Origin of the sequence: Caballeronia sp. GAWG1-1 (assembly GCF_023631465.1) — a bacterium.
GTDB lineage: Bacteria > Pseudomonadota > Gammaproteobacteria > Burkholderiales > Burkholderiaceae > Caballeronia.
Map to the genome: position 1 here is coordinate 110,626 of NZ_JALQDB010000036.1, position 8,034 is coordinate 118,659.

Sequence of the window (8,034 nt, forward strand, 5' to 3'; positions counted from 1 at the left end):
GCTACCGCTTAACGCTTACCGCTTGACGCTGAGGTAAGCGCGGCTCACCAACGGCCGGCTATGCACCCACATACGCGAACGAAGCCACGATGCCGGGCGATCTCTCACCTCGAGACGTCGGATCGATCCACGCGCTTCGTTCGATGCCTCTTGCCCGCGTGAATTGGTGCCGGGATGACAGGTATAGAAGTGGCTAAAGCCCGCATCCAGTGCGACTTCGCGATAGTCCTCGTCGTAATAGCCTTGCGGCCAGCATAGATGGTCCGATACCTGGCCCAGCCGCGCGTTCAAGGTCGCGCGCGAAGTCTTCAGATCTTCACTGAGGCGCTGCCGCTTCTCATCGGCCGACGCGGTCTTTTGGTCCCAACGAACATGCGTATGCGTATGGCTATGAAATTCGAACGTGCCGGCATGGCGCATCGCATCGATTTCGGACCAGCGCAGAATCGTGTCGTCGGCGCGTCCTTCTTCGATAGCGCGTTCGCCCGCATGATGGTCGAGCAGTGCGGGCAATGCATGGGCTGGCGCGTTGGCTGCATTGGGCCGCACGTTGCCATCGCCCGGCCAGCTGCTGACGAGAAAGCACAGTGCGGTAAATCCGTGACGCTGCAGCACCGGATGTGCATGGACCCAGTTATCCAGATAGCCATCGTCGAAGGTAATGACGAACGAGCGCTCCGGCATTTCTTCGCCGCGTAGAAACGCCGCGAGTTGCACGGCGCCGATCGTGCGATACCCCGCGCTCGCGAGATACGCCATTTGCTCCGCAAAATGCTCGGGCTTGACGGTGATCATGCCCGGCGACGGACTGACGTGGTGATACATCAACACGGGAATGGCGCGCGCTTGTTGTTTCATCGGCGAGATTCCCTCTCTTTCAATGCGCGCCGGTAGAAGAGCGCGGTTTCGTATGCCATGTTTGCAATGGTGAAGCCGCGCTCGGTGATACGCATGCCATTGGTGCGCAGACGTTCACGCAAGCCAGGTTCGTCGATCATGCGAGCGATAGCCGCGCGCAATGCCGGCGGATTGCGCGGCGGTACCAGCAGACCATTTACATCGTCTTCGATCAATTCGGGCACGCCGTCCACACTCGTGCCGATGACGGGCAGGCCCGCGGCCATCGCTTCGATGAACGCTTGGCCGAGCGCTTCCTGATGCGTCGGCAGCACGAAGAAATCACTGCCTCGCAAAATGTTGGGGACGTCGGTACGAAAACCGAGCAGATGGATGCGACTCGCAAGACCCAGACGCGTCACGATGCCTTCTATGCGTTCGAAAGCGGGACCGTCCCCGGCCATCACGATATGCAGGTGTGGATGCGTGTCGAATAAAGGCCGTACCGCGTCGATCAGATCTTCGTGTCCCTTCTCGTCGCGCATGATCGCCACCATGCATGCGATGGTGGCATCCGGCCCGAGTTTGAGTTCGTCTCGCAGCGACGAATGCGTGGCGCGCTCGGTCGCGATGCCGTCGTGGATAGTCTCCACGCGCTTCTCGGAGACCCCAGCCGAGATCAGATAGCGGCGCACGAAATGACTGACCGCGATGACGCGATGAGGAATCCACGTATAAGTTGCGAGGGAACTGATAGGCAATGCGAGATGCCGCGTACGCACGACGAGAGGCGTTCCCGCCAATCGGGCGGCCGTGCCGGCAACCAGACTGTCGTGACCGCTGTGCGTGTTGAGCACATCGTAAGCACGGCGTTGCAGCAGCGCCTTGATTCTCATCATGGAGCGCACGTCGCCGCCGCTACGCATGCGCGCGTGGTGCACGGCGAAGCCAAGCTCGGTTGAACGAATGCCGAGACGTGCATCGCTCGGACACAGCAGTTCCACGCTATGGCCGCACTCACGCAGCGCGACCATCTCCTTGAGCGTACGGATTTCCTGACCGCCCCATCCCTTCGAGGACTCGCTATGTAGGATCTTCAACGCACTGATCTCCAAGGCCTTTGCGTCATTAAAAAAACGCTTAGGAAATTTTTGGTAATAATTCGATTGGCTTTCTGCCTTCATGTCTTTAGTAAAGAAAATGAAGGGAAGAAAAGAAAAAGTCTTTGAGGATTTTCTAGCCGAGGGATGAGACAGGCCGCTTTAAACGAAGCAGGTCTGGATCCTCTGCAGAGAATTCGGCTCGATGTCCATCACGGCAAGCGAAGAGGTCGCTACCATGCGGATGCCTGGCATCGATAGCTAACGGGGATGTCTTACTTGCGGTTGACCAACAGCATGCAATTTTTTTGCTATAGCAGAAATAGCTTAACGTGCTTCTAAAGAGGTCGTTAGTTTTTTTAGGCGACTATAGGTCGACATTCGCCGCTGAGACGGTGGCAAACGTATGCGAGTAGCTTTTGGCTAAGAAAGTCGTGATGCCGAAGCTCAAGGGCTTAGTTCCTTGCAATTTTTCGCTACCTAAGCGTGAGAGTCTCATTCGCTTGCAATGGACAATGCCGCAAAGAACGATGCGTCGTTAAGCAAAAGCTAAAAAGATGCGTCTATCAGTTAATGGCAAGCGACTTCATTTGGTTTCGGCTTTGACAGCGGCGCAATCGTTTGCTCATCGACAGGGCGCTTATCGCTTATGCGCTCAGAACACGTCGATGCCGATCAGTCGGACGGGCCGTCCTCTGCCCGTCGCGTCATTGAAGGCGGTCAGTGCGGAATATTCTCGACTCCGCTTGCGCTTAGATCGCTCGGGAAGCAGTGAGGCTGTTCGAATCCCATCGGTGAGGCTCCGGTCGAGTATTTGATATTGTCCGTGTTGTTCGGTCCTTCGCCAGCAGGCACGGAGCCAAGTCCTGCAAGCTTGCGCATGCGATAGGCAATCGCATGGTCGGCGCACGAACTGTCACCGCTCACGCCAAGGCCGCCAATTACTTTTCCACCGGCGTAGAGCGCCACGCCGCCGCCGAAGGTGATCACACCGCCCACGCTATGGTTGATCCCGCTTCCTTGCTCCAGGAAGCGCGCGTCGAAGGGATTGGAATTGTTCAACCCATAAAGCGATCCGCCCGGCTGCGTGGCGGCATAAAGATTTGCGGTGGAAAGCGCAAGCGCATCGTTGCTAAAACCGTTTGCGGTGTACGCCTTGGCTATTGCTATGGCGCGACTGCCAGGCCATGCATCGCCGGTCTTGGTGACCGAACATAGATGACCCTCGCGGTCGACAATGGCGGCCCACATCCGGTTGGGCTTGAAAATTCCGCCGTTCGAGTCGGATAGATTGACGACGGTGTAAAGCTGTCGTTCGACGAGAGAAATCGTTCCTTGTGGAAGCGTGCACCGGCCGGTAGGGACATCGTCGTAATCGTGTGCGTAAATAAATGAGGAAGCCGAAATAAGCACACCCACGGCCAAGCACTTCGCGACTTTTTCAAGCATGGCGATTCTCCCGACAAGAGACGTTTAAGGAAGTAACAAGAAGGGGGTTATGAATTTTTATTTTGGTAAACCGTAGTAGGCCGAATGGAACAGAACGAGCGTTTAATCGCTAAGGAATATGGGCTTTCGAACATTCAAGAATGCGCCATTAATTTATGTGTAATGGATTCGTATGTGTGAGCTTGGGCCGTGTCGGGAAGGGTATGTAGGCGACGGAAGTGTCGGCTGAAGAATGAATCGCTTGGCACGAGCCGCGCGGCTCGTATCAATACGCTCTGGAAGTGCCTCGTTAAATTGCCTATGCTTTTTCTCGGATTCCGCGCGTTTCGCGACGCGCATTTCGAATCCAGCCCACAGGCGCAGAAGAAAACGAATAAGGAGACCGTCATGGCAGGCTATCCCCGTGCTTTGCTTGGTTCAGTCGCGGCTCTTGTCGGCGCTTTCGGAATGATTACAGCGCCTGCGGCTTACTCTGCCGACGAAATCCAGAACGCCAACACGACGGCCACAGCGCCGGTTCCCACGTCATTGCGGCCTATATCGCAGGCGCAACTCGATGCCGCCGCGAATGACAGCGCCTCATGGCTGCATTCGAACGGATCTTATGCCGAGACGCGTTATGCGCCAGCAGCGCAGATCAATCGATCAAACGTAGCGAAGCTGAGGCCGGCATTCATCTTCCAGACGGCGGTGATGGAGTCGATGGAAACCGCGCCGATCGTATCCAACGGCGTCATGTTTCTCACGACCTCCTACAACCACGTCTATGCAATCGACGCGGTCACCGGCAAGGAGTTCTGGCATTACAAGCACAAGATGGGACCGGTTACGACCTTTTGCTGCGGACCGAATAATCGCGGCGTCGCCATATCCGGTGACCGCCTGTATATGGGCACGCTCGACGCCAAGCTCGTCGCGCTCGATGCAAAGACCGGCAGCGTCGTGTGGACCTCGCAGATCGCGGACCCGGAGGACGGCTATTCGGAAACGATGGCGCCGGTCGTCGTCGATGGCAAGGTGTTGATCGGCACGAACGGCGGCGAGTACGGCATACGTGGTTTCGTCAAGGCATTCGACGCGAACTCAGGTCAATTGCTCTGGACCTTCTACACCATTCCCGACTCCGGCAGCGAAGGCGTGTGGGCCGAGAAAGACGCCGTGGGCCGCAACATGAAGCGCTATATCGAGGCGGAGAAAAAGACGCTCGCGGAAAAAGGCCACGACTTCGAGAAGACGCTTGGCGGCGGTGTGTGGATGGCGCCTGCGGTCGATCGCGCGACACGTACGGTGTATTTCGTAGTGGGCAATCCCTCGCCGGACCTTCATGGCGCCATTCGTCCTGGCGACAATCTCTACACCGATTCGCTCGTCGCCATCGATCTCGATACCGGCAAGTACAAATGGCATTACCAATACATCGCGCACGACGTGTGGGATCTGGATGCAGTGAGCCCACCAATTCTCATCGACGTAAAGGACAAGAGTGGACAGATGGTTCCGGCCATCATTCATGGCGGCAAGACCGGATTCGTCTATGTGCATGATCGCCGCGACGGTCACATCATCCGCATTTCCGAAGCGATGATTCCTCAAGAAGGCGTCTGGACCTTGCCGACAGCGACCGGCGCGCGCATGCTGCCGGGCGCGAACGGTGGCGTCGAATGGTCGCCCATGGCGTTCAATCCGAAGACGCGCATGGCGTATGCGGCAAACTTGCATCAACCGATGACGTATCAGGTTGAAGACGCCGCTTATCCCGGCGGAAAACTATGGCTCGGCGGCGCCTTCAAGACCATTCCAGCCGAGCAACAGTGGGGCAAGCTGGTTGCGGTGAATGTCGATACCGGCAAGATCGCATGGGGTTACAAGACGGATCAGCCCTTGATTGGCGGCGTGCTCGCGACTGCGGCAGGACTTGTCTTCAACGGTGAGGGTAATGGCCTCTTTCGCGCGTTCGATGCGAGTACCGGCCGCAAATTGTGGGAGTTTCAATGCGGTGCGGGCGTGAACGCACCGGCCGTGTCGTACATGGTGAACGGCAAGCAATACGTCGCGGTCGCGGCGGGCGGCAACACGCAGCTGGACTTCAAGCGTGGCAATAGCCTTCTCGTGTTTGCGCTGCCTTGAGGTGACGATGCGTCCATCGAAACGCAAGAGAGACGAACGCATTCGTGTAGCGAGAATGGTCGCTTGCCTGTTGTTTTTAGTGCCAGCGTTCGCGCGCGCCGATGCGCAGGCCGGCGCCGCCAAAGCCGTCGTATGCGTTGCATGCCACGGGCAGAACGGCAATTCGACGAGCGGCGATTATCCATCGCTCGCGGGTCAGACATCGCGCTATCTGTTCCTTGAGTTACGCGATTTCAAGGCAGGCCGTCGAAGCGATCCACGCATGTCGCCGATGGCCGCCAATCTGTCGTCGGAAGACATGCACGATCTCGCCGATTACTTCGCGGCGCAGACACTCGTGTCGACCGATTTCAAGGCCGACCCGGTCAAGGTGGAGGCGGGCAAAAGGAAGTCCGATGAAGTGCTCTGCACGATGTGCCATCTCGGCGGCATGAAAGGGCAGAACGAAATACCGCGGGTCGCGGGTCAGCAGTATCCGTACATCGTGAAGCAACTGCAGGACTTCCGCGCGAAGAAGCGCACGAACGATGCGGGCAACATGACGAGCGTGACGAAGAACCTGACCGACGCGGACATCGAGAATCTTGCGAACTACGTCGCTAATCTGCAATGACCTTTTCCATACCGATTAGCAAAGCACTCGTGTTCGCATGCATGACGCTTGCGTTGCTCGACTCCGTTCATGCCGATGACGATGCCTATGCGCTCAACGAACGCTTGCTTAACGCGACTCGCAATGGTGACACGCATGCTGTGGTCGAGCTACTCGATCAAGGCGCGAAGATCGATTCGCGTAACCGTATAGGCGACACGCCGCTCATCAGCGCATGCAAGCGCGGCATGACGCCGATGGCGCGCTTGTTGATCGAGCGCGGCGCTAATGTGAGCCAGGCTGACGTGCAGGGCATCACACCGTTGATGGCTGCCGCGTTCGACGGCAACGATGATATCGTGGCATTGCTTATTGCGCGACACGCGGATGCAGCGGCGACGGATCGCGTAGGCAAGACAGCGATGGAATATGCGGCTGGACTCGGGCAAACCGCGATCGTGCAGCGTCTATTAGACTCGGGTGTCGACGTGAACGCCGCGTATCACAATCATCTGACGGCGCTCATGTGGGCGGCGGGATACGATCGAGCGCAGACTGCGTCGATACTGCTTGCTCGTGGCGCGAATCGGGATTTGAAGGATGACCGCGGCAAGACTGCGCGGGAAATTGCCGATGAGACGCGCTCGGCTCATGTGGCGAGCTTGCTTAGCGCGCCATGATTGCTTTCGCTCGTGAGCGTGCATTGCGATTCAATCGTTAGTCGATTGGCGCAGTGCGTCGTTGCGCGGATGCATGTCCAATTTCGTTGCGGTCCAAGTCGCCGTGTGAATCGTCTCTTCTGCTCTCAAGCTTGCTATGCGCCGCTTTGCGAGAAGGCGTCGAGTGCTCTCTCAACACGCGCGGGTCTTGTCTCGAGAGTGCATTCGCAAGATATTGCTCAATGTGGACCGTATGAATTTTCGGTTATTCGGACGGCTATGCTGGACGGTGTCTGTTAGATCAGTGAAGGAGCTGGACCATAGCGTTGTTTGGAAAGTCGGTTCACCCTGGCGTCCAGATCAGTTCACCTGCATTCCTGCCTGCCGAGCGTCCGTTCTCTTGTTCTCGGCACCTTCGTTTCCATAGCAAGAGCCTTTACTAATTCCGGCAAAAAAAAGCCGCCCGCAAAGCGGGGCGGCCAGAATGAACATGTCTTTAACCCGAGGACCATGTTCTTTGAGAGAAACTGAGTTAACGGATGCCCGTCTTGGTTCTTAAGCGTCAATTTAACGATACTTGGATTTTTTTGGAACATGATTGGGCATTTGTTGGACAACAATCTTGCTTTTGCCTTGGGCGGCGAAACGGTGTTTCGTCTTGACGCTAGAAGGCAGCGCAGGAGTGGTCCACCAGCAGCGTAGCGCGACAGACAAGTGCATGACCGGTGTCCCCGATATAGCGCTCGCGGATGAGCGCTTCTGCCAGGCAAACCCTCGCACTCAAGTTGAGAACCGAGACAGTCGTCTTTTCATAACCTCCACGCGAAACGAAGCGAAACCGACGTTTCGGCCACGCTAGAAAAGAGTCAAGGAATTGAGGTTTGTCTGGCAGGCTAAGGGACGTAACGGCTGTAGTAAGTAACGAACGCCTTTTTTTCGCCGGCAAGTAAAGAGCGAAGAGCATCAGCTCGGAGAGACAGTGGAGGACTCTTCGGAGAGTCATCAGCTTCCAACTCAATACCGTGCGACAGCCAACGAAAAAAGCCCGCTAAAGAGCGGGCCAAAAAAAGCAGTTCACCCAGAGGGCCGCAAGGAGATACGGTCCTCTCGTTGAGGCTCGGACGTTATCGGCAAGAATCAACGAGAGAAGAAGGCACGTGGTCCTTCCCTCTCTGAGCCTGCGAGCCCTTAGGCCTTCATGCCGACGAACATGCTGCCGAGCGCATCGACCGACTTGGTGATGCTCTTGACGTCCACGTTCGTGTGTTGC

The 8,034-nt window shown here is 56.9% G+C and carries 6 protein-coding genes; 3 read left to right on the plus strand and 3 right to left on the minus strand.

Features of this window, described 5'->3' with window-relative positions:
- Nucleotides 1-15: 15 nt before the first annotated feature.
- The 3 genes from NCT03_RS25125 to NCT03_RS25135 form a co-directional block, all read right to left on the minus strand.
- Nucleotides 16-858 (minus strand): polysaccharide deacetylase family protein, encoded by an 843-nt coding sequence (locus tag NCT03_RS25125; RefSeq protein ID WP_244830331.1) that lies wholly within the window; start codon nucleotides 856-858, stop codon nucleotides 16-18.
- Nucleotides 855-1,937, minus strand: a complete 1,083-nt coding sequence (locus tag NCT03_RS25130; protein ID WP_250468210.1) for a glycosyltransferase family 4 protein — start codon at nucleotides 1,935-1,937, stop codon at nucleotides 855-857. The genes NCT03_RS25125 and NCT03_RS25130 overlap by 4 nt, the downstream gene beginning before the upstream one ends.
- Nucleotides 1,938-2,657: 720 nt before the next feature.
- The gene (locus tag NCT03_RS25135; protein WP_244830334.1) at nucleotides 2,658-3,386 is read right to left on the minus strand and encodes a GlcG/HbpS family heme-binding protein; all 729 of its coding nucleotides are present in this window, start codon (nucleotides 3,384-3,386) and stop codon (nucleotides 2,658-2,660) included.
- Nucleotides 3,387-3,773: 387 nt separating this feature from the next.
- Here NCT03_RS25135 and NCT03_RS25140 point away from each other — a divergent pair, with 387 nt between their 5' ends.
- From NCT03_RS25140 to NCT03_RS25150, 3 genes are read left to right on the plus strand one after another with little or no spacing between them, the layout of a single operon-like run.
- Nucleotides 3,774-5,513 (plus strand): pyrroloquinoline quinone-dependent dehydrogenase, encoded by a 1,740-nt coding sequence (locus NCT03_RS25140; protein WP_250494335.1) that lies wholly within the window; start codon nucleotides 3,774-3,776, stop codon nucleotides 5,511-5,513.
- Nucleotides 5,514-5,568: 55 nt separating this feature from the next.
- The gene (locus NCT03_RS25145; RefSeq protein ID WP_250494341.1) at nucleotides 5,569-6,126 is read left to right on the plus strand and encodes a c-type cytochrome; all 558 of its coding nucleotides are present in this window, start codon (nucleotides 5,569-5,571) and stop codon (nucleotides 6,124-6,126) included.
- Between the two features lie 41 nt (nucleotides 6,127-6,167).
- Nucleotides 6,168-6,785 (plus strand): ankyrin repeat domain-containing protein, encoded by a 618-nt coding sequence (locus NCT03_RS25150; RefSeq protein ID WP_250494342.1) that lies wholly within the window; start codon nucleotides 6,168-6,170, stop codon nucleotides 6,783-6,785.
- The last annotated feature ends 1,249 nt before the right edge of the window (nucleotides 6,786-8,034 follow it).

Excerpts from the sequence above, each read along its gene's own strand:
- NCT03_RS25125 (WP_244830331.1), bottom strand. The coding sequence starts at position 858 with ATGAAACAACAAGCGCGCGCCATTCCCGTGTTGATGTATCACCACGTC.
- NCT03_RS25135 (WP_244830334.1), bottom strand. The coding sequence starts at position 3,386 with ATGCTTGAAAAAGTCGCGAAGTGCTTGGCCGTGGGTGTGCTTATTTCG.
- NCT03_RS25140 (WP_250494335.1), top strand. The coding sequence starts at position 3,774 with ATGGCAGGCTATCCCCGTGCTTTGCTTGGTTCAGTCGCGGCTCTTGTC.
- NCT03_RS25150 (WP_250494342.1), top strand. The coding sequence starts at position 6,168 with ATGACGCTTGCGTTGCTCGACTCCGTTCATGCCGATGACGATGCCTAT.
- NCT03_RS25145 (WP_250494341.1), top strand. The coding sequence starts at position 5,569 with ATGGTCGCTTGCCTGTTGTTTTTAGTGCCAGCGTTCGCGCGCGCCGAT.